General features: G+C 71.2%; 1 protein-coding gene and 1 pseudogene. Both read right to left on the bottom strand.

The genetic code is table 11. The annotated features are described in order from the left end of the window. On the bottom strand, positions 1-326 hold a 326-nt coding region (locus tag U9980_RS23765), incomplete at its 3' end, for a tubulin-like doman-containing protein (RefSeq protein ID WP_322769969.1). 82 nt (positions 327-408) lie between these two features. Beyond that, a pseudogene (locus U9980_RS23770) lies at positions 409-1,592 on the bottom strand (hypothetical protein); the annotation flags it as partial.

Genomic DNA, 1,592 nt, shown 5'->3' on the forward strand with positions numbered 1-1,592 from the left:
CTCAGCGCAACCTGTGGATAGGTGTCGAACCGGGGTACGAGTTCATGGGTGATGTGCTGGGTGTGCGCGACCGCGGCTTCGTGCTCCTCGCCCGGAACCACCCGGCCGCGCAACTTGGTGAGCTCGCTCTCGTTCAGGTCGGCATACACGAACTGGACGCAGGCCGGCAGCTGGTAGGGCAGATAACCCTGGCCGGGGATCCGGCCGATCAGGTCCCGGCCGTCCGGTCCGCACAGCTCGTTGCGGAGCCGGCGTTCCAACTCCGCGCCGATGAGGCATCCGGTGCCCCCCAGACCGACGAACATCATCGGCTGGTAAATGTTCATGCGGACTCGCTCGCTTCCCTGTCAGATCGCCCACGACCGCGGGGCCGGGAGTCGGCCGTCACCGCGCCGGCCGGTCCGGCCCTCATGACCGCTCGAAATCGTCGTCGTAGTTGTCCCGGTCGCGCGGCCTACGACCACCGTCGCGACCGGGCTGAGTTATCTCGTCATGCAGGTCCGCGCCATCCCGACCGTCCGCAGCGCCGGTGCCATAGCCGCTGTACCGGCCAGACCCGCCGGACCCGCCGCGGTCGTCCGTCCGAGCCTGGCCGACGGCGCGGTCGGACTCCCCGCGACCGGGTCGCTGCCCGGTGTCCCGCTGCCCGGTATCCCGCTGCCCGGTCCCCGTGGTGCCAGCCGAGGACGATCCGCGGCCAGGCCTACTCCCCCCGCTCCGCCACGAACCGGACTCCGAGCCGGACTGCGAGCCGCTGGGTACGGACTGGCCGTAACCCCCGTCACCCCGACCGCCCGCTTCCTGGCGGAACGAGCCCGGCTGCCGCCCGAAACCGGTACCCGCGCCGGCCCGCTCCCGCCAGCCGCCCGCCGTCTGTCCGCGCCCGGCGCCGTCGGATGCCGGACCGGCACCAGCGTGACCACGGCCCGCGCCACCCGCACCGGTCCGGAAACGGTTGCGTTCATTCCAGGTGCCGCGCCCGGCGGTGCCCGCGGTCCCGGCTGCGCCCGCCGCGCCCGGCGTCCCTGCCGCTCCCGCCGTGCGGGCATCGAGGAAACCGAGCGCCAGTCCGTCACCGACTGGTGTGGGCGTGCCACGCAACAGCGTGGTCGTCGCACCACCGGGCGTCCTGACGATGAGCTCGCCGCTGTCCCCGCGGTGCGCCTCATAGGCACTTTCCCGACCGTCGGCCAGATCGAGACGCGGCGATCTGCTCCGGGGATCCCGAATCGCGAAGGAGAACCGGGTGGAGGGTGTCGGTGGCGCGCGGAGTTTGTAAAGCTCCGTGCCGCTCCGGTGCAGGACCATCGTGAGATCACGGACATCACGACGGATGAGGAAAGCCCGGCGCCGACCACGCAACCAGGCCACCGCGGCCAGCACCGCTACCAGCACAAGAAGCCACAACCACCACAGGCGCTGGAGCAGCGGCGACGGGTAGGCAACGTTGACGGTGAAAAAGCCCGTCGCGACGACGGTCGCGGGGTCGACCACGTCATACACGTCGAGTTCGCCGCTGGCCGGCCCGAGCTTGGTGCCGGCGCGGAACTGGATCGTCAGTGCCTCTTGGGAGCGCCCGGAACCATCGGTCT

This window comes from Protofrankia sp. Cr1, assembly GCF_963555865.1.
In the GTDB taxonomy this organism is placed as follows: Bacteria; Actinomycetota; Actinomycetes; order Frankiales; family Frankiaceae; genus Protofrankia.